Origin of the sequence: Streptococcus parasanguinis (genome assembly GCF_001578955.1) — a bacterium.
Classification (GTDB): domain Bacteria; phylum Bacillota; class Bacilli; order Lactobacillales; family Streptococcaceae; genus Streptococcus; species Streptococcus parasanguinis_U.
On the sequence record NZ_KQ969691.1, the window covers coordinates 38,634 to 59,310 of the forward strand.

The following is a 20,677-nucleotide window of genomic DNA, read 5'->3' on the forward strand; positions in this document are numbered from 1 at the left end:
TAAATATTTAAGAGTTTGGCGCATTGGGCCACCAAGTAAAAGATTTCTATATTCTTTATTACATAGTCATCAGAAATAGAAAATCAACGTAAGAAAACTACTGTTAGAGTTTCATTGGTACAAAAAGTGATTCAACATCAAAAAAAGCCCGTCACAACAGGATTTTTAATGTATCATCTGATGCCGATTGCAGGGATCGAACCTGTGACCTACGCGTTACGAGTGCGTTGCTCTACCAACTGAGCTAAATCGGCGATTACTTTCTTAGTATAGCACTCTGAGAGCGGATGTCAAGCACTTTTAGTTGATCTTTTTAATCAGAATCTGACATGGATTCTGTGGATCCCATAAAGATGGAAAAATCTCTAATTTTTTAAAACCAAGACTGCGATAAAAGACATTGGTTCGATCATAATCTTTATTTGAACCTTCTGCCACTGTTTTGACCTGTAGGTAGTCCACTTGTTTGACTGCTTCTCTTTCTATAGTCGTAATTAATTCCCTTCCAATTCCTTGCCCTTGAAATGTTTTTTTCACTCCGAGACAGTCAATTTCAGCACAATCTTCACTCGAATATGATAAACTTATAAACCCTACTACATCACTTTCTTGATAAGCAGCCCAAACTCGTAAATCCTTAGCTCCTTCAATGTAGGCTTGCGTGCTTTCTGGTATTCCAAACCATTCTGGCAAATCCCTTAAGATCTCAGCGACAACTGCCATTTTTTGATCTTCACCCTTGACTTCTTTAATTACAAACATCATAAGTTCCTTTCTTGATTTTAGTCTTACTTTACCTCTTACGAACCAGCACTTTCGTACGCATCCACCCCCCTGTCCCAAAGTTTGAGGGAAATAACAAAGAAAACAAGGGAAATCAGAATCAAACCACCAATATTCCAGAGTCCATCCTTGTCCTGCAAGAAATAGCTGGCAGGATAGTAGGCCGTAAAGGCGAAAGGTACAATAAAGCTAATTAACCAACGAAGGAGCGAATTGTAAATAGAAATAGGATACTTGGCAAAATCATTAAACATATAGAAAATGTAAATCATGGCACCTGACTGCTTGGTCCAAAAAGCGATGCTGGCTGTAGCAATTTTCAAGGAAGTATAAATCAAGGTCGCAAAAGGAATACAAACTAGGAAAAGCAGGAATTTTGGAAGAGTCCAAGCGATGCTAGTCACTGTTGTACCTAATAGAATGCCACCGACCAAGAGTTCACCCAAGGCATCAATCTGAAAGGTCTCAACGAGGATGTGAAAGAGAGGATTGATAGGACGAGTCAGATACTTGTCAAACTCCCCTTTTCGAACTAGTCGTCGACCTAAATCCCAGAGATTGTCAAAAAAGAGATGATCCAAACCCTTGGGAATCAAAGAAAAACCATAAATAAAGGCAATTTCTTGAAAGGTCCAACCTTCTAAGGAGGGAATGTGTTGAAAGATGACATTGAGAAACAAGAGGTTCAGGCCTTGAGTCAGAAAGACTCCCAACACACCAACCACAAAATCTACCTTGTATTCCATGATTTGCTTGATGTACTGTCTGATAAAAATCAGATGCATGCGTTGATATTTTTTCATACTAACCTCCCTGAATGGTGATAAATGACTGGACTCGTTTCCAAATCAACTGAGACAAGCCCACCATCACTATAAGCCAGAAAAGCTGAAGCAAAAGTGCTTGAAGAATCTGACTAGCATCGTATTTCCCAACAATAATCATGACCGGAGTGTAAATTAAGGATGAGAAAGGTAAGAAGGACAGAATATCTGAAATGACCTTTGGAAAGAAAGCCAAGGGAATCAAACTCCCAGACATAAAGGCCACTATGGAAGTCTTAAGTAGGTTGGAACCCCAAAGATTTTTAAATACAAAGGCTGAAAATCCAAAGCAGATATTAAAGAAAAAGTTAATCAGATAGGCCAGCGTTAAGCTAAAAAGATAAAGGGTAGTTAGTCCCAGCACTTCTACAATCCCTTGCCCAGATAAGATTTTCATCAAAACAATGACACTTAAAAATGGCAGTCCAACAGAGATAAAAATCAACCACTTGGAACCAAGCTCCGTAAAGAGGTAAGAAGCCGCAAAATGCACTGGTCGCAACAAGCGCATGATAATGGAACCATCCTTGACCTCATCACCAATCATAAAGGAAGAATCCGACCTAGTCAGAAGATTAGTCACAAAGCTCATGATGATGTAGAGGGTGATATCCGCCATACTGAAGCCCTGAATCAAAGGCTCCTGGGAGGAATCAAAGACAGCCTTCCATAGATAAAAAGCCACAAAAGCACCCATGACATCGCCAATCCGATAAAGAATAAAGTTGACTCGATAGCTAATCAACTCCTGAATCCCTGCATTGATAAAGGGTTTATAACGTCTCCACAATTTGACCATCTTAGAGCTCCTTTCGATAGAAGCGACGGATAATATCTTCAATATCCGTATCTACCATCTTCAAATCACGGACCTCAAAATCAGATAAGGTTTGCTTGATAATATCGGCCGACTGGTAGCGGGAACTATCGAATTCAATATTGAGAGTATTTCCTTGTCTATCAATGGACATATCAGGCAAACCCTCATAATGAGAGACTAGATGATTTTGACCTGGCGTCAGGTCAAAGGAGAGAGTCTTCATCTTTCCAAAGGTCTCCTTGAGCTGGCTAACCGTTCCATCAAAAATCTCTTGCCCCTTATCAATCATAAAAATCCGATCACAGAGTTGCTCAATATCACTCAAATCATGAGTAGTCAAGAGAATAGTTGTCTCTTCCTCCTGATTAATCTGGGTAATGGCCCGACGAATGTTGTCCTTGACCGACACATCCAAACCAATAGTCGGTTCATCTAAAAAGAGAACTTTGGGATTGTGAAGCAAGGAAGCCGCAATATCCGCCCGCATCCGTTGACCTAGTGAAAGAGTCCGCACAGGATCCTTGATAAATTCCTTCAAATCCAAAACTTCATTCAAAAAGTCCATGCGCTTATGGAAAAGCGAGTTCGGAACATCATAGATCTCTTTCAAAACCGTGTAGGTCTCTTGCAGAGCCAAATCCCACCATAGCTGGGTGCGTTGTCCGAAAACGACTCCAATATCCTTGACATAATCTTGGCGATTATCCTGGGGAATCTTGCCGTTAATCCGACAAAAGCCAGATGTGGGCTTCAAAATTCCTGTCAGCATTTTGATGGTGGTTGACTTCCCAGCACCATTTGCCCCGATAAATCCTAAAATCTGCCCTTTTGGAACTTCAAAAGTTAAATCCTTGACCGCTTCAAAGGTCTGCTTTTCAGGATGAATAAAGGAGCGCAAGGCTCCCTTTAACCCCGGCTCCTTAACTGTCTTCACAAAATTTTTCCGAAGATGTTGCACTTCAATCATTGCCATATCTATCTCCTAAAATCTGCCTTTTTTTCAACATAAGGAAAGAAAGCCCTAATAACACCCTATTATAGTGCAAATGTCTAAGGAAAACAAGTGTTAATTTATATCGAAAATTTTTATCCCTAAGAAAAGATAAAAAGGTGATGCTGCATCACCTACCTCTACCAAGTTAAGTCTTCAATCATGCTTCTTACTTGTGAATCAAGAGTCTTATCCTTCTTCAGTTCTCCAACCAAAGTCTGAATCTGCCGGACTAGATTTGGATCATTGTCATTATAGCATCGATGAAGCATCCAGATGTTATGCACAGTTGGACTTTTTAGAACTGACTCCAACAATAAATCCTCATAGCCTTGATGATAAAACTTCTCCACAAAGTGTACCAATTCACCTGGAGAACCAAAATCAACTTCTGGGTGGTTAGCAATGAGTTCTAATATGGGAGCAACCAAATCAAAGGGTTGAGGGGAAGCCTCCATGGCATCTACAATCTCGTCTGCCAACTCAAATTCTTGGTCTTCAGTAATTGCATCATGCAAAGCAACTAACATATCATCTTTAGTAAGCATCTGATTCTCCTTTTCAACTGTTCCATATCATTATTCGTTTTCGAACTTCTTCTTCACTCATCAAACCTTGTTCGTAAGTAGTTTTCAAACTCCTTTTGGGATAAATCACTAGGAAGTTCAAACACATACTCATATCCTTCATCACAAAAGGAAGCTTTCTCTTCAGGTGGAAACCATTTCCGAAGCCAGATGATATAGCAAGCATAATCCTGAACCCTATTATGTGAATCAAAGTAATTTATCACAAAAACATTTTTCTTGCTGCTCAAAGAACTTTCCAAGGTAAACTGAGGACCTTGATAATCCCAAGAAAGCGAGTAAGCTTTTTCAGGATTAATCCTTTCTCTGATCAAAACACCTGGGAATTTTTCTCTCAAAGCAGTACAAAAGGCTTGTAAATCTAGGAATATGGGGCCTTTACTCTCAATAAAGACAAAATCAGCAGTACTCATCAGTCTCTCTCCTTCTTTTTAAAACTGAAAACAGACCTTAACCATCAATGGCAAAATTCTCCAGACTCTCAAATGCCTGCCCCTGATAGTCAAAAGAAAAGATATGAATATCATCAAAAGTTTGATCGCAGAAAGTAACGGTTTGTCTTTCTGGCTCGATGATGGGTTTACCCAATTTTTCAGTAGCTTCTTCATCTGTGAAATACCCATAAAATTCTTGTAAATGAGGCAGTATAAATGCAAGAATACGGTAAAGATTTTTATGGTAATTGGCTGCAAGCAACTGAGCTTCCATCTCAAAGTTTCCACTTGGTTTTTCTTCCCAAGCTACAAGAACATCATCTACTTCATGTAGGTAGGCTTGCAAGGACTGATCGAATATCATGGCTATTTTTCCTTCAATTCTATTTGTAATAACAGAAAATAAAATCACATAGATTGAACTAAATGATTACCTAGATGTAACTTTCATAATTCTTTTCACACTCTTATCTTTGTCAACTAGAAAGCAATCTGGAAAAGTCATCTGTCCCCATTTTTTATAATCAAAACTTGAATCAAAATGATTGATTAGGATTCCTAGCAAATTTCCATGAGAACTCAGTATCTTCAATAAATCTTGAGGATAATTTTCGCTCTCGTAACCGATTATCAAGAACTATTTTATCAAATTGTACAAGAGCACTATTTACTGTTTCAAATGCTCGTTTATAAGGACTAGAAAAATAATAACCAATATTAAAAGAATTCAAAAACTCTAACTAGTCAAGAGATGAAAATCCTTTTTCTGACAAAGTTCTATTAAGATCATCACTTGAAAATCTTGAATGAGCATGTCTAAGTAAAATATAAGAATTTTTCATAAGTCATTACCTTTCAATTATTATCATCAGTCTCAATGGATTTTTAAGCCCTCAATTATTCTCTAAAAATTCTTTAATGCGAGAAACAATAGCATCGCTTTGATAATGATAGAGGTCGTGAGGCGCATCCATATAGACGACTTGAACATTAGACTGGTCGCTTGCAAATCTCTCTGCATAACGTTGCCACTCAGATTGGCTAAAGCTAGTACCATCACCATTAGAAACCATTAGTAAGGCTGGAATTTTCGGATTAATGTTTGAGGGAACTTTCTTGGCATTTTCCTTTACCGTTTGCGATTCATGAAACATAGCTTGTGACATCAACTGCTTATAAGCTAGAAGTTTATATTGTTTTCGTTCACTTTCGATCAGAGTTTGATTTTTTATATATAAGGACTCAGGAAAGTAGCGTAATAAGCCAATCTTACTGCTCCAATAAGCCACAGTAAGCAAGGCCTGATTATCCTTTAAATCCTCATAACTCTCCGGCAGAGCCCAATCCAGGCCAATCAAAGCCTTCACTTCATTTGGATATTTCTCTTGCCAAGCAAGACTCTCTAAACTAGCCATTGAATGCGAAACAATCACATAAGGTCCTGAAACATGAGCTTGCGCCAAAGCTTGACGCGTCTCAGAAAGGACCTCCATCACATCTCTTGAACGATCACTATCTTGGCTAAAACCATATCCTGCTCGCTCCACGACAACAACCTTGTATTTTTTGGATAGGGGATCTGATAGATTCTTAAAGTCTAGGATAGGAGAGGCGATACCTGCACCAGAAAGAAAAACGATTGTTTGAGGCCCTTCTCCTTTAACAGAGATATTCATTCGATGTCCATTGACTGTAACTTGTTTACCAATGGGTGTGAGAAGCTTACTTTCATTTCGTAAATTGAATTGATGAAAAACAAATGTAGCACCTAAAAAGAGCAGGAGAAAGCCACAAACGATCCAGCTCCACAGTTTGAATTTTTTCATAGGCATATTGTACAAAAATTAACCCCTGGAAGCAACCTTTCCCATACAAAAAAACAAGATCCACACGGGACCTTGCTTTCCTGTTTTTAATTAAGCTTTGCCTTCTGAACATAGTTGATTTATTCACCATACTTCCCATTACACCGTAAAACGCTATATTTAAGATTTTAAACAACCATATTAATAGAAAGAGAACTTCATTATTCCTCTTAATTCTATAAAAAGTGTGGCTAATTGGAGGCAAAATATTAAATTGAATTTGCCACAAATCGTAAAACCTGGTTTGACAAGACTTTGTTTCAAGTGATTTTAGAGGGTCTTAATAAAAGAAAAAAGGAGGTAAATTATGAAAAAAGAGGCTGTACTATCTAAAGATAGAAATATCGATACTTACTTTCCCGTACCTGGGGTGATACTAAACCTACAGTTTTGTTTATTGGAGTAAATCCTTTTACAGCTGGTGAAAAAGAGGACGCTCCACTATTAATAAGTGTGTCAATTACGCTAAAAGTTGGTGATATGGAAAAGTGTTGATGGCAAATCTTTTTGCTTTTAGAAGTACTGATCCTAACATCAAGTATTCTCCAATTATTTCAATATCTTTATATTGACAAGTCTATGAAAAAACTCCACCAAACCATTCCTATAATTTTACCTCGTTTAGCGTATTTTTGTTATTATGTTACCCCCTCTGAGTTATAAGGATCTTAAATCATAAATAAAACATCCAAGAAATATCTCGGCTCTATAATTTCTGTAGTGGGTAAAACCACTGTAGAGATTATAGAGCTTTTTGAGTGTACACAAAAAGTCCCATAAGAACTATAATGAAAAGCAACCAAACCATCATTAGGAAGAACTCATGAGACTTATTAAGAATACCACAGAATTAATCGGAATTAAAGACCAAAATATCAATATTTCACTTGTTTTTGAAACTGATACTCATATCGAGATTCAAGCAAAACTCGATTCCCCTGCACCATCATGTCCTCATTGCCATGGAAAGATGATCAAGTACGACTTTCAAAAGCCTTCTAAAATCCCTCTTCTTGAGCAAGCTGGAACTCCAACACTACTACGTCTGAAAAAACGTCGTTTCCAGTGTAAAAGTTGTAGACGAGTCACGGTAGCTAAGACATCTATCGTTGAGAAAAACTGCCAAATCTTCAATCTAGTCCGACAAAAGGTTACACAACTCCTAACTGAGAAGATGTCACTAACTGATATTGCCAGAAGACTTCGCGTGTCAACGTCCACTGTCTATCGTAAACTCGACCAGTTTACTTTCAAGGAACACTATGACAAACTCCCAGCTATTATGTCCTGGGATGAGTTTGGGTTCAAGAAAGGGAAATTGGCTTTTGTTGCGCAGAACTATGAGACAAACAAACTCATAACTATCCTTGATAATCGTTGCCAAACTACTATACGAAACTACTTTTTGAAGTATCCATTGAAAGTCCGACAACAGGTACAGTTTATCACGATGGATATGTCTGGGACCTATATGCCACTAGCCAAAAAACTTTTTCCAAACGCCAAAATCGTTCTTGATCGTTTCCACATCATCCAGCACCTTGGTCGAGCCTTTTTAAAGACAAGAATTGCCATTATGAACCAGTTTGATAAGAAATCACTCCCCTACCGATCCTTGAAAAATCACTGGCGACTCTTCCAAAAGGACAGCCGTAAGTTATCTTGTAAATCATTTCACTCGAAGACCTTTGGTCAAACCTTAAGTCCACATGAAGTCGTTAGGAAGACACTAGACTTTTCAGAAGAACTCGCTAATTATTATAACCTCTATCAGCTGTTGCTGTTTCACTTTCAAGAGAAGAGGGTAGATGAGTTTTTTGAGCTCATAGAGGAGAATATAAGCAAGGTCAATCACTACTTTCAAACGGTCTTTAGGACTTTTCTTAGACACAAGCAATACATCAAAAATGCACTAGAAACACAGTACTCAAATGCAAAATTGGAGGGAACCAATAAGCTTATCAAAGACATCAAACGTCTGGGCTTCGGTTTTAGAAACTTTATTAACTTTAGAAAGCGTGTTTTCATCACTCTGAACATACAAAAAGAGAAAACCTATCAGGTTCTCTCTAGATGTTAGCTTTTCGTCACCCACTACAGTTGACAAAAAGTGTTAAAAATAAGACAGTAACCTCAGAATAGCTACTGTCTTATCTCTTTTTTTACTTAAAGCCTTGATAGACTTGACAAATGGTAGAAAAGAGCCAATATCTCTTGAATGTCTAAAAGCGGTAATATAATATTATTGATTAACATTTAGTGATCGGAATTGAGTGAATTTTTCCCTAAATAGCACTGAATTGAGCTAATTATTCTCAATATTTCATACCATTAACGAGAAAAAACAATACATAAATAACTCAATATCACTCTCTACCTTCGTAATTTTAAAAATTATGTCAGATAGTCAAAAATACTACTTGAAAAACATATTATCCTGTATCCCTTATCTACTATCAATACTTATCTTCTCTGTTTAATCATACTGGAGTCCCCCGTTATCATTCAACTCCTTTTAAGGCTTCTACCATATCAATTTTTTTGATTCTTCGACTAATTACTACTGTTGTCAGTAAGGATGTGAGCCAAACAAGTAAGCTCGCCAATAAAAGAACTTGCCAAGTTACATAAGCAGTATATTCAATACGTATAGTTGAGAAAGTTGCAACATATTGTCTTAAGAACAAAATACCCATAGGTATTCCAATCATCCATCCAACACTTGTTGTAATCAGATTCTCAATCATTGTAATATTTTGTAAATTTCTCTTAGAAAATCCTAAAACCTGTAGAGTTGCGTAATCTCTAGTACGTTCAACAAAATTTAAAGAACCTAGATTATATAGCACAACAACGACCAGTAATAACGCAAAACCAATAATCATCAAGAAAACACTCATTAGGCTATTTACGAAGTCATAAGCATTACGTTCTTGGTTATTTTTTTTGATAACAGATTGAATATTACTATCATTAGAAAGTTGTCTTGAAGAGATGTTATCTCCAACTAGCAAAGTAGAAGGATTGAAAGCCCCACCAGCTTTTTCAAAAGTACTTGACATAATATATGCGCCTTGATTAGTCTCACTAGTTACAATACCTTTAACTTTAAATGTGTATTCTTTACCATCGTGGTAAGGAATTACTTTCATTTTATCACCAACTTTAATATTAGCTGCTTCTGCGAAACCATTAGTAACATAAAGACCACCTTCTTTGATTGCCTCTCCTTTACTTGTTGTTGCATTAACAAAATTACCTTGGCTAATTACAATTAATAAGCGATTATAACCATCATCTTTTGAAAAATGAGCTTGACTTATTTGAACCCATTGCCCGTCGTATGTTTTATCTGCCAATTCATAGTCAGAAACAGTTAAACGTTTTGAATAACTAAAATCTTCATTATAAGCCTTATCAACAAGATGATTCATTGAAATTGGCATACCAATACCCGCTATCAGTAACATCATACTTCCTGATACGCCAATTATCCCCATTAAAACCCGAACTCGGTTTATAAAAGCATCTCTCACAGCCCATTTTGTCTCATCAGAAAACTTGTTCCATAGAAAAGAAATTCTTTCAATAGAAACGTGCTTAACCTCTTTACTCTTACCTCTTAAAAAGACTGCTGGCAAACCTTTAATAGCTTTACGTGATGCAAAATACGCTGATAAAGAACATATTAAGATGACTAATATAATAATCAGAAGAGAAGACCATGAATATGCAATGTGCCAATTAGGTAAGGAGAACATCGTCTTTTGAGTTTCTAAAACAAACCAAGACATTGCTGGTGAAACTATTGCACCCAAAACTGCACCAATTGTCCCTACCAACAGTCCAAATGAAATATAATGTCTGGTTACCTGTGAGTTAGAGTAGCCCAAAGCCTTAATTACTGCAATCTCTTTTGTCTGACTCTCAATAAGTCGTCGAATTGTTGTAAACATAGCAAGAATAGCTAACAAAATAAAAATGAACGAGAATAAATAGGAAAGATTTCTAATTTGCCCTACCCTATCTGTAGCTTCTGAAACATCTGTCAATGTCTTTTGATTATAATAAGTAACTAACTTATTTCCTAAGATATCTTCAATTTCATCTCTAATATCAGCATTCGAGGAGTAAATCTCTACTAAATTACTTGGTACTTGAGTACCTAGTAATTTATCCATTGTATTCTTAGATATATAACCGTATGCATAGTTATTGTAATTTGGAGCAATATATTCTAAACTACCTGTAAAATAAATTCTATCTGCTGACTGAACGAAACCTAAAATTTTGACATTAGCTGTCTTACCAGCTAGTGTAATTTTCAAATTATCTCCTACTGATAGGTTATTTGAAGCTGCATATTCTTTATTTATCCAAATACCATTATCGACTGTGGACGAGAATTTAGCTCCCTCAGTGACGTTAGCAATTTGTTGTGAAGAGGTACTAAAAGAATCTAATATTAAGTATTTATCTGAGTTACTTTTAGAATCAATCTCTGTAGTTATTCTTGTTTCTGGAACAACACTCTTTACTCCATCCAAAGATTTTATCTGGTCAACTTCGTAATCCGTTAAGTTTGTCGTCTGAACCCAAATATCTGGCACATTTGATGAAGAAATGAAACTATCTAGACTTTTCTCCAAGCCATGCCAGGCTCCTTGTAAACCAACAAATATCAAAACACTCAATAACGACATTAGAAAAACCGAGAAAAATTGCTGCCAATTCTTCCTTAGGTCACGTCTTAATTTCAAATCAAGATATTTCATTGTTACTCCAATCTTTTAATCTAAATCTTGGTTTTCAATGATCGAGTTAATCTTTCCATCTTTCAGATAAATCACTTTATCAGCAAATTTTTTAAACTCAGCATTGTGTGTCACCATTACAACAGCTACATCTTTATCTTTAGAAGCCTCCTGAAGTAGTTCAATAATCTTTTGACCTGTTTTAGAATCAAGTGCTCCTGTGGGTTCATCACATAATAATAATTTTGGCTTTTTCGCTAAAGCTCTTGCAATAGACACACGTTGCATCTCACCACCCGATAATTGATTAGGAAAATTATTTTTCCTATGGGATAAACCTACTTTATCTAGAAAAATTTCTGACTCTTTGACATTACCTGTTAACTGTGCAGCAATATTAATATTTTCTAAAGCCGTTAAGCTTGGAATAAGATTATAAAATTGAAAAACAAATCCCACTATATCCTGTCTATAAATTGAAAGTTCATTATCGTTTAATGATGTAATCTCCTTGTTATCAAATACAAAGCTTCCTTCTGTTGCTCTATCCATACCCCCAAGTAAATTCAATAACGTACTTTTCCCAGAACCAGATGGACCTAAAATAACTGTAAATTTTCCTTTTTCAATTGAAAAAGAAACGTCATCTAAAGCTTTTACCTCTTGGTCTCCTACTTGGTAGGTCTTACTAATATGGTTAAATGAAATCATTTTCTCTCCTAAAATTCTGATATAAATTTAATTTTTTCTTTTAACGTTGGTTCTTTATATTGTTCAATAATTCGTTTAGAGACAGATTCCCTATTCGTCTTTATTACTTTTTCTGCTTTAGAAATTGCCTCCTCAATTGGAACAACAATTGGCAAATCATATAAACTAATAATCTTTTTTAATCGCTCTACTTGGTTACCCTTCACTAACTCTGGATTTTTTCCAATAGAAATAAAACTTTCCTGAATTTCTTTATCTGATAAAGTTCTATATTGTTCAGACACAGGTCGATGTCCATCAGCAGACATTGGAAATTCAACAGGAAGATGAACGACATTAGTATACCATTGCTGTGAATGGATTTTTGCAACTTGCCCATAGGCACTCATATATTTTTTATAAAAGCTTCTTCCAGGAAGTCCGAGTATTGCCTTAGCAATTCTATGAGGTAAATTTGAACCTGGATTTATTCCTACTTTCATCCGAACCGTACCATATACCCACTCGTTTAATACGGAACCATCCGAAATAAAGCTTGTATTTTCTTTATATAGAATTGCTTCTTCTCTGATTCGTTCCTCAAATCTCTTTAGACCGAGAGCCATCAATTCTGTTGCACTCATATCTTGAAAACGCCTGCCAGGGTACAAATCTGTTAAAATTTCTCTAGCTGATAGAGCATTTATTAAAGGAATACCAGTTGCGATAGATAAAGCAGTCGCTGTAGTCGTTTTACCAGTAGAGTAAGTACCAGAGATAACAAGTCTAATTTCTTTATTGGACATCACTTAATACCTCCACATCAGATTCAGGTAATTGATGAGCAATTTTACTTGAAATCTTAATTCTACTTTGTGTATCTGTTCCCGACATTTCAAAGATTTTCCAGTTTTTTCCCTTCATATCAAGGAGCTTATTCTTAGTAATTTTTCCTAATAGCTCTAATTCACCATTTGGTATTAGTTCCGAAATTTCAGCTGAAACATTTTTCATCCACAAAGTTTCACTGCATTCCCTATTAATATCATCTGCATGATAAGCTAACATCTCTGCCATTTGAGAAAAAATGATTAATAATTCAAGTAAGGAATAATTTTTTGAAAGATTTGATGATATTCCTTTATACTCTTTATTTTTACTGATCACTTTGTTTGTTTTACAAAAAATAGAACATTTATCTGCAGTATCTAAAGTTTCTAAAAAGCTAACATCATAGATGTTATGATGAATATCCTTTAAATGATTCTGTAGATAGTCCTTTTTATCAATATTTTCCTCATTATTATTTCTCGAGAAGACTGCAAACCGTTGAAATTCTATTTCAACTTTCATATCTAATACAAAAATATTAAACTCTACACCGTCTTTGTCTAATTTTACTTTACGTAGAACTACTGGAACCTTATTTAAATTTTCTATGGGCTTCATTCCAGACTTAATTGTAAATTTGGATAAATAAAAATTCTCTGGCAGTTCATTTTTAGATTCTAATTATTTTTCAGCCAGCAAACTTGCTAAAATTAATCCATCTAATGTACTCAAATGTGGTTGGATGACTTTATCAGACTTATTTGACCATAAACCTAATTGTGTAATCTCTCCATAAAACTGATTTTTATCTTCATCAAAAACAATTTCATAATTTGTCCTTTTATGACCATTCCCAAAATATCGTGTTCTGTGGTCTCCAAGAAGTGTGTCTACATCTATCATTTTCTAATCCCCTTTCGATACTTAATATATAGACAACATTATAATAAGAAAACGTTCAAAAAAAGACATCCGTATTTTACGAATATCTTTTTGCCTTTATACTTTATAATAAATAATTATAACAATTTTAATTTAACACCTTCTCTTACCGCACCTACTCGACCATTAACATTTAATTTGGTACAAATATTAGAAACATGACTATCTACAGTTCTTCTACTAATAAATAATTTTTTTGATATTTTTTCATTAGTATATTCCTTTGATATCAATCTTAATATTTCAATTTCAGTCTCGGTTAAAAGACAATCGCTTCTTTCTCCCAAAATAGAATCTGGAATAACTTGATTTCCATTATAAACATTATATACTGTACTAATTAACTCATCATATGAGCATTCTTTGGGGAGAAATGCTTTAACTCCCAACTCTATTGCTCTCTTATGTAATAATTTTTCGTAAAATCCTGATACTAAAACAATCTTCAATGGTTCCTTATAAAAACTTTCTATTTTGGAAATTAAATCGAATCCATGTATATCTTTCAACATTAAATCCATAATGATTATATCAACAGACTTATACTTTAGACAAAGTAATAAATCTTGATAATTCGTAAAGGCTCCGACAACTTCAAAACCATTTTCTTGCTTTAATCTTTCATTCAAGCCATGTAGGACTAACTCATGGTCATCAATAACTACAACTTTAATCATAACTATTTTTTTCCTTTCGCCGATTAGGTATCAACATCTTAACAGTGGTAGGATTTTTTGTTATTATTAATTCGCCACCAAGTAAAAATAACTTCTCAGCAACCACATCTAAACCAAAATGAGATGAACTTACTTCGTTAGCCATTCCAAAATAACCATCATCAATAACTTCAATTGTTACCATATTCCCAGAGCTGTATATTTGAAGTTTTATATTTTTTGCATTACCATGAATAATACTATTATTGATAACTTCTCGAATTGATCTCAAAATAAAATTAGCAACATTGTTTTCAAAATAAAATTTATCAACATTAGCATCCATCGTTATTATAACAGACTCTTTCTTTTGGAACTTGTCTATGATATCTAAGATAGCATTTTGTAGACCTAGTTCTTTAATCATCAATGGATAAATGTTGGAACAAAGCTCTCTTAACTCGAATATAACATCATCCAGCATCTCCTGAGCCTTATTTTGGGCTATAAATTCTAAACCATCAATTTGTCTTTTATAATAAATCATATCTTGTATAATAGTATCGTGTAAATAAATAGAAATCTCCTCTCTTTCAGCTTCAACCACCGAAAAGATTGAGTTATTATCTAATAGTTGGTATTCCTTTTTTGAGTTTATAATTAGTAAGTCCTTTAAAACTGGCAATAAACTATAAATAAATAGAAAAATATAAATTATTATAAACCAGTATGGAAGACAATTGGTCAGAAAAAATAAACAAAGGAAATCAATAGTAACTATTAATGAAATTAAGAGGTATAATATAAAATTGGGTAATTGAAATCTAATATTTACTAGTCTATTAGTAATTAAGCTATTCAAAATAGTCAAAATTGGAAAGATTAATAATGGAATCGTAAAAATTATTGGTACTTCATATGAGAAAGGAAAAATATATCCAATAAAAAGAGGGAGTACGCCTAGTATAACTGAAACAAAAATAGTCAATTTGTCAAAACTTTTTCCTCTTAAACTTCTATAAAACCCAGAGAATAGCAGCAAAATCAAAAATAATAAACTAATATAAAAAATATACCTTGATAAATACCTTGTTACATATATTGGTACGTCAAAATAACAAGAATAAAGAAATAAAACTAGGGTAACCAGGGAATAACTTCCCAATAATTTTGAAGTTGTTGAAAAATGAACTATTCCTTTATCTAAAGTTGATGCCCGACCAAAAATATCAATAAATAGTGGGAAAATTGTGATATATAAAATAAGGATAAACCGAGCAATAATATTTCCCATACTAGAAGGAACTATAGAACTTAAGAATAACGATGTTAAAAAAAGAAAAATAAAATATCTTCGACTTGTTCGACTTATTTCATGACTTCTGAAATATACAAGTAATAAAAGTAATAAACTAAACGATAATATACTAAAGATAAGAAAATCAAATCTCAATCTTTTATTTAATAATATATTATTTACTTTATTTTTATGTAATGTAGTAATCGAGGTGGCTTGTTCAACAATTAACATCTTGTTCAGTAAATAATTTGTTTTGCTATCTTTATTATTTATTTCTAAAATTTGATCCCCAACAGATAAATTTGAAGATGCAGCGACTCCCCCTCTATGGATTTTTTTAATAATCCATGTTTTATCTTTATAGTCTGAACTAATACCAATATAAGAATTTCTGGAGGTAAAGGAGGCAAAATAAACATATAAAAGTATAAATAATACAATCAAGGACTTTAAAAATATATTTTTTGATTTATTACTCGGTTTCATCGTAAATAATTCCTCATAACTCTGTAAATACTCACTCTCTGTTCTTTGTTCAATAAGTACTAACTAATCCTCACAGTCTCATCTAAGAGAACAAAGTCATAGTGTTTCTTCCTTAACTAAAATTAGACTACCTAAAATTGCTGGATCACATATATAAGGTTTTATGTCATCCGATATTATTTTCAAAGACAGTTTTTTACACACTATTTTACTAATTGATACTTTCGTATTAACTACTACACTAGTCTTACTTTCTACTGTTGGGATTTTTTCAGTTATTTTTGTTGATTTTCCTTTAGATTCAATTTGTGAAAAATCCTTTACTGTAGATTCATCAAAATAATTGACTTTTTTAGTGCAACTATATAATGCTCCTTTGTCACCTATCACTCACCCCTTTCAATAGCTCTAGTCTCAACTTCAAAATCTCTTTTTCCACCTTAATCCATTTCCTAAATAAACATTCTTGTAAGACTTCTACTGCTAAAATTTCATCTTCAAATGAAGAAATATATAGTTTGGATGGCATACCAACCAAAATTTGAATGGAATCTGGGAAAGCTTCTGCTTCATATATTTCAACACCTCTTCTTTCACATAATAAACGTAAGAGTTGATCAATACTTACTTTTCTGTACTTATGAAAACACTAAGTCTATAAATTTGAAAATTATTTTAACTTCTTCTACACATAATTTTAATTACTCTTGAATTGTCAAATTAAGTGCATGGTGTTCAACAATTGTACACATATACTGTTGTTTTCCAGTTCCATTTTTGGTAAATACACTGTCTTCACTATAGTGTTCTTGTAACCAATATTTATGATCTGCTAATTTGACTGGTGTATCTAGTACCATATAATCGATATCAACTCTATAATCATCATTATTCCAACTACTTACGTTCTCCATTTTATAAGCTGTTCTAGTAGAATCGTAACAATCACTTTTAGTAACATTTATGGCTTTTATCTCACGGTTACAATGATGGATAATAAAATCCCCTTTCTTTATTTTAGTCTTTATAGAAAAACCAATATTTTGATGTTTACTTTTAATTAGTTTAGGGGACAAAACAAAACCATCTTTAAGTTCTTCTACATAAGCTTTCCTTTGGAATACATAAAAAATGCTCATAGGATAACTCCAAATCTTTAGCTTTTGATATATTATTGTAGCATATTTTAAAAATATGAACTACGATTGCATATGATTGGAATATTATGTTTTTAGTAATATACTATTCACTAAAATCTTACTAAAGATACAGATTCTACCGTACTTTTTATTATCCTTCTTTCTTTAATACATGGTGACTATATTCAAACATCCTTATATTGTTCATCTCTTTTCTTTGCTTTACTTTAAAAACAAAATAATGATTTCTTCCATCTTTAGCATTTTCTTGATTTAATCTGAAATAGTTAGTGTGACATAATGCCATCGTTCAAAGAATATCATCAGTCAAAAATGTTAGTGGAACGCTCATATTAGAGTACCTTTAGAAATCCTCCTCAAAATGTGAGTAGCTTTCAGAAAAGTAATCTATTTGTAAATCACCTGTGTATAGATTTCTTCTATCCATTTCTTCCTTCTTTCAATGGCATAAAATTTCCAACAATGATACCTACTACTCGTGGATCTTCATCGTAAGATATAAAGATATCCTCATATTTTGGATTAATAGAAACTAAACGTAAACCATTTTCTTCATGGTAAACTCGTTTAATATAGGTTTGGTTATTACATACTACAGCATAAACTGCACCATCATAATCAAAACCTGTCTCACGAATAAGTGCTACTGAACCATTTTCATATTTTGGTTCCATTGAGTCTCCAGATACCCATGAAGCAAAATCATGAGCTAGTTCTTCATCAAAATAAACAGTATCATAGTCTCTATCATCGTAAACTAATGCACCAATACCAGCAGACATTTTTTCGTATACATGGTACTCATAGAGATTTTCTGAAACTGATATTGCTTGTTGCGTTTTCTCTTTTTGTACCAAGTCACGAGCATATTTTACTACTTGATTTTTACCTTCATTCGACAATGTATTAACTACTGTCAAGCCTTCTATCTTGTGATTAGAAAAGTGGTGGCTAATCACTTGGATTTGATTCTCTTCAATGCAATATTGAAAAAAATAAGTGAAATTATAACCTAATAATGAAATATCGTCATCCTTCATATACTGATATAACTCCTGTTTTGTTGCACTACTTACTCTTGTATACAATTCGTCCAAAGAATGGTACCTCCTTTAAGTACAACCTACAAATCAACTAAACCTTTTAGGTTGAGTTTAGTATATAAAAAAAGTGGACGCTTGTCCACAATAATTTATATTCACTCTGGACCAAAAATCTCTAAAAAAGTCGGAACATAAATTCTATACTCTTTGGATCTATATAAAAATTGATAAGGTAATATATATTGAATAAAGATATTTTTTATCTCCGAAAACTCAAATACTTTTTTAGGGCAACGACTTAAATCTAAAAATAATTTCCAGGTGTACTTTTTATCTATCATTTGCTGTAGTTCACTGGAAAGATTTTTATCATTACTCTCTTTAATTTCTTTCCTTTTCTTTTCCATAATTTCTTCTATGATATTAAACGGAACATATCCATAACTTTCTACCCCCATAGAGTCTTTCATTCCTATATAAAGCAATTCTGATACATTACTATCATTAATTTTATTAAACTCAACAATATTTTTGACTACTTCTTTTATCTCTGATTCAGTGTACGGAAAGTAAACCAATGTATCAATTGTTTCATTGATAACACTGTTTAAATTCGAATTTCCAATATCAACTGATATTTTTGTTCCATTTTCTATATTATTACGATTGTTTCTTATAATATTTACTAAATTATTTTCATCATTTTCTATATTTACTTTTTTTACTATATTTTCCTTAATCGAGCGCTCAAATAATCCCGAAGTTTTACCGAAATCACAAGGCCATTTATTATCTCTTAAGTAGCAAGAAGTAAGAGAATTTCGTGGTCTCAAGACTAATTTATTAGCTTCTTTGAAAATATCTGACGTTTTAAATTCTTTCATTGCTTCAATTGATTTGAACCGTTCTATTTCTGATTCTAGTACATTAGGTTTAGGATAAATAATCTCTGTATTTATTGTATTACTTGAGTATACCTGTCCATCATGTCTAAATTCAAAGTCTGCTTCTCTATCCTTAAAGTAATAGAATGTAACTATATTTAAAAAATCCCAAAGAAATATCCCTTTTTGATTGTTCATTCTTGATAGTTCAGGAATAGAGAAATCAAAGAAAGGATTATAATCAGCAGTCTTTAATCTTTCAAGATTCTCTTTTTGAAAATTTGTTAAGCTATTAGTTTGTTCAAGCAGTCTGACAGCTTTTTTAACGACAGACTTTATAGATTCTATTTCCTTTGCCGAAATTCTCCATAAATAACCATATTTATATTCTGGATGCATTCCTATTCCATCTGTTGCAAAATAGGCTGCCACCTCAATACTAGTCGTAAAGTCTATGAAGTCTGTTTTGTATCCGTAATGTTGAGCTATAGCAAGACATTTATTCAAGTATTCATCATCATTTTGTAAATTTAAGGTTCTATTTTCTCTAAGTTTCTTCACAAAGAATTCTGTTTTTTCTATTTCTTCGGGATTATTATTAACACGAGAAACTGATGACTGGATGGGCCAACAATGGATTTGACCTCTGTAATAATATTTTTCTCCAAACTTCTTTTCATCCTTTTTTAGTCTTCTTACCAACTCGCTCAATTTACTATATCTTTTAATCATATGCTTTCTAATTTCCTTTATCAAACGCTTTCTTCCGTTCTTCCATAAACTCAATCAACTCTTTCTTGAAGACTTCTTTTTCCTCTTCAGTCAATCCCTTTGAATTCATACGGAAAAGCAATTCAATATTATCTAGTTCATCAGATTTTTCTTCTGAATTGCCTACTAAATAATCGACCGATACATTTAAAATTTGGGCAATCTTCACTAAATTCTCTTGCGTTGGTTTTTTGACCCCACGTTCCCATGAAGCATAGGCTGGTTGCGAAATCCCTAGTTTCTCTGCTACATTGACTTGCGTTAATCCTGCTTGTTTCCTAAGGTCTTTTAAGCGTTCCGAAAATTCCATTTTAAACCTCTAAAAAATTTTTTATTTTTTTCAAATTATCCCTTGACAGATATAACCGTTAGTTATATAATTTAAATATAGCTGATAGTTATATCTATGTTAAAAATAATAACGCCAAACTTTCAGCATTATGATCATTGACAACTAAATAAAAAGTGCGTCTGACAACCAGAGGACTGACCATCAGAACAACACATAAACTTCGTACCTTTATTGTAATTGTTTTGATAAGTAAAGTCAAGTCCGTTTTTGGTTGAAGTGAAGATAAAAACAAGTATTTTGTGGGCTTCCACGCATTTCGGACGATTAGCACTTTTGCCGAATAGTAAAGTGAACTGGTTGCGCAAGATTGCGTAAGAGAATCCCTTGGGTATGACAAGGACTACCTAAAGAGATTGGCCGGGCAAACGATGGTAATTAACGCAAAGCACCTTGCTAAACGTTGCCACCGTGGAAAGAGGAATCTTTCCAACCAAACAACTTTTCTTTACTGCTGTCTATCTTTTGAGATGGACTTACTCTCAAGCTACTAAGTCTTTCTTTTAT

General features: G+C 33.5%; 19 protein-coding genes, 1 tRNA gene and 4 pseudogenes. 2 read left to right on the forward strand and 22 right to left on the reverse strand.

Annotation, left to right across the window (positions count from 1 at the left end; translation table 11 throughout):
* Positions 1-181: 181 nt before the first annotated feature.
* From SPADD19_RS06980 to SPADD19_RS07020, 10 genes and pseudogenes are all read right to left on the reverse strand, one after another.
* Positions 182-254: transfer RNA gene (locus SPADD19_RS06980), tRNA-Thr, on the reverse strand.
* A gap of 46 nt (positions 255-300) precedes the next feature.
* A complete protein-coding gene (locus SPADD19_RS06985) occupies positions 301-762 on the reverse strand; it encodes a GNAT family N-acetyltransferase (protein WP_061455616.1) in 462 nt (153 codons plus the stop codon).
* Between the two features lie 38 nt (positions 763-800).
* Positions 801-1,586, reverse strand: a complete 786-nt coding sequence (locus SPADD19_RS06990; protein WP_061455617.1) for an ABC transporter permease — start codon at positions 1,584-1,586, stop codon at positions 801-803.
* A gap of 1 nt (position 1,587) precedes the next feature.
* Entirely contained in the window at positions 1,588-2,406 is an 819-nt protein-coding gene (locus tag SPADD19_RS06995) for an ABC transporter permease (protein ID WP_003017344.1), read from the reverse strand.
* Position 2,407: 1 nt separating this feature from the next.
* Positions 2,408-3,400 (reverse strand): ABC transporter ATP-binding protein, encoded by a 993-nt coding sequence (locus tag SPADD19_RS07000; protein ID WP_061455618.1) that lies wholly within the window; start codon positions 3,398-3,400, stop codon positions 2,408-2,410.
* A gap of 158 nt (positions 3,401-3,558) precedes the next feature.
* A complete protein-coding gene (locus SPADD19_RS07005; RefSeq protein ID WP_003017340.1) occupies positions 3,559-3,966 on the reverse strand; it encodes a hypothetical protein in 408 nt (135 codons plus the stop codon).
* A gap of 53 nt (positions 3,967-4,019) precedes the next feature.
* Complete coding sequence (locus SPADD19_RS07010) at positions 4,020-4,418, reverse strand: hypothetical protein (RefSeq protein ID WP_061455619.1); 399 nt, start codon at positions 4,416-4,418, stop codon at positions 4,020-4,022.
* A 37-nt stretch (positions 4,419-4,455) separates the two neighbouring features.
* A complete protein-coding gene (locus tag SPADD19_RS07015; RefSeq protein ID WP_024055414.1) occupies positions 4,456-4,803 on the reverse strand; it encodes a hypothetical protein in 348 nt (115 codons plus the stop codon).
* Positions 4,804-4,869: 66 nt separating this feature from the next.
* A pseudogene (locus tag SPADD19_RS12780) lies at positions 4,870-5,281 on the reverse strand (phosphoglycerate mutase family protein).
* A gap of 51 nt (positions 5,282-5,332) precedes the next feature.
* Positions 5,333-6,271, reverse strand: coding sequence for an alpha/beta fold hydrolase (locus tag SPADD19_RS07020; protein ID WP_061455763.1), 939 nt, complete (start codon positions 6,269-6,271; stop codon positions 5,333-5,335).
* 423 nt (positions 6,272-6,694) lie between these two features.
* On the opposite strand from SPADD19_RS07020, the gene SPADD19_RS12785 reads away from it, so the two are divergent.
* Positions 6,695-6,799, forward strand: a complete 105-nt coding sequence (locus tag SPADD19_RS12785; protein WP_241496528.1) for a hypothetical protein — start codon at positions 6,695-6,697, stop codon at positions 6,797-6,799.
* Positions 6,800-7,127: 328 nt separating this feature from the next.
* Positions 7,128-8,377, forward strand: a pseudogene (locus SPADD19_RS07025) (ISL3 family transposase).
* A 428-nt stretch (positions 8,378-8,805) separates the two neighbouring features.
* Here the strand turns inward: SPADD19_RS07025 and SPADD19_RS07030 are convergent.
* The 12 genes and pseudogenes from SPADD19_RS07030 to SPADD19_RS07080 form a co-directional block, all read right to left on the reverse strand.
* Positions 8,806-11,079, reverse strand: a complete 2,274-nt coding sequence (locus SPADD19_RS07030; RefSeq protein ID WP_061455621.1) for an ABC transporter permease — start codon at positions 11,077-11,079, stop codon at positions 8,806-8,808.
* A 15-nt stretch (positions 11,080-11,094) separates the two neighbouring features.
* On the reverse strand, positions 11,095-11,769 hold the full coding sequence (locus SPADD19_RS07035; RefSeq protein ID WP_061455622.1) for an ABC transporter ATP-binding protein: 675 nt from the start codon (positions 11,767-11,769) through the stop codon (positions 11,095-11,097).
* 8 nt (positions 11,770-11,777) lie between these two features.
* Positions 11,778-12,554, reverse strand: coding sequence for an AAA family ATPase (locus SPADD19_RS07040; RefSeq protein ID WP_061455623.1), 777 nt, complete (start codon positions 12,552-12,554; stop codon positions 11,778-11,780).
* Positions 12,544-13,482 (reverse strand): annotated as a pseudogene (locus SPADD19_RS07045) (AvrD family protein). The gene SPADD19_RS07040 and the pseudogene SPADD19_RS07045 overlap by 11 nt, the downstream one beginning before the upstream one ends.
* 116 nt (positions 13,483-13,598) lie before the next feature.
* Positions 13,599-14,198 carry a response regulator transcription factor gene (locus SPADD19_RS07050; RefSeq protein ID WP_061455624.1) on the reverse strand — a complete coding sequence of 200 codons (600 nt, stop codon included), beginning with the start codon at positions 14,196-14,198 and terminating at the stop codon, positions 13,599-13,601.
* Positions 14,191-15,963: a PDZ domain-containing protein gene (locus SPADD19_RS07055; RefSeq protein ID WP_061455625.1), complete on the reverse strand. Its 1,773-nt coding sequence runs from the start codon at positions 15,961-15,963 to the stop codon at positions 14,191-14,193. Before SPADD19_RS07055 ends, SPADD19_RS07050 begins: the two co-directional genes overlap by 8 nt.
* Positions 15,964-16,059: 96 nt before the next feature.
* Positions 16,060-16,353: a hypothetical protein gene (locus SPADD19_RS07060; protein WP_061455626.1), complete on the reverse strand. Its 294-nt coding sequence runs from the start codon at positions 16,351-16,353 to the stop codon at positions 16,060-16,062.
* A gap of 311 nt (positions 16,354-16,664) precedes the next feature.
* The gene (locus tag SPADD19_RS07065) at positions 16,665-17,102 is read right to left on the reverse strand and encodes a hypothetical protein (protein WP_061455627.1); all 438 of its coding nucleotides are present in this window, start codon (positions 17,100-17,102) and stop codon (positions 16,665-16,667) included.
* Positions 17,103-17,253: 151 nt separating this feature from the next.
* Positions 17,254-17,454, reverse strand: a pseudogene (locus SPADD19_RS12795) (DUF5960 family protein).
* A gap of 88 nt (positions 17,455-17,542) precedes the next feature.
* A complete protein-coding gene (locus SPADD19_RS07070) occupies positions 17,543-18,220 on the reverse strand; it encodes a S24 family peptidase (protein WP_241496529.1) in 678 nt (225 codons plus the stop codon).
* A 101-nt stretch (positions 18,221-18,321) separates the two neighbouring features.
* Complete coding sequence (locus tag SPADD19_RS07075) at positions 18,322-19,782, reverse strand: FRG domain-containing protein (protein WP_061455628.1); 1,461 nt, start codon at positions 19,780-19,782, stop codon at positions 18,322-18,324.
* Between the two features lie 7 nt (positions 19,783-19,789).
* A complete protein-coding gene (locus tag SPADD19_RS07080) occupies positions 19,790-20,131 on the reverse strand; it encodes a helix-turn-helix domain-containing protein (protein WP_061455629.1) in 342 nt (113 codons plus the stop codon).
* Between the last annotated feature and the right edge of the window lie 546 nt (positions 20,132-20,677).